Below are 262 nucleotides of genomic sequence, written 5' to 3'. Positions count from 1 at the left end.
AGGCTGTGGGTTCGAGCCCCACCCTTGGAGCCAAAAAAGCCGAAGTGGCGGAACTGGCAGACGCACAGGACTTAAAATCCTGCGGGACTTACCTCTCGTACCGGTTCGATTCCGGTCTTCGGCACTTTATAAAGTAATATCGCGGAGTGGAGCAGTTGGCAGCTCGTCGGGCTCATAACCCGAAGGTCGTAGGTTCGAGTCCTGCCTCCGCAACCATTAAAATGGCTCGTTGGTCAAGAGGTTAAGACACCGCCCTTTCACG

At 55.0% G+C, this 262-nt stretch carries 2 tRNA genes; both read left to right on the top strand.

From position 1 onward, the window contains the following. The first annotated feature begins 38 nt into the window (after nt 1-38). Nucleotides 39-124: transfer RNA gene (locus IC174_RS20900), tRNA-Leu, on the top strand. 16 nt (nt 125-140) lie between these two features. Then, nucleotides 141-216, top strand: a tRNA-Met gene (locus tag IC174_RS20895). Nucleotides 217-262: the final 46 nt, after the last annotated feature.

It is taken from the genome of Clostridioides sp. ES-S-0001-03 (genome assembly GCF_020676075.1).
GTDB lineage: Bacteria > Bacillota > Clostridia > Peptostreptococcales > Peptostreptococcaceae > Clostridioides.
Note: the sequence above shows the minus strand (reverse complement) of the source record. Positions and strands in the feature narration are given on the sequence as shown.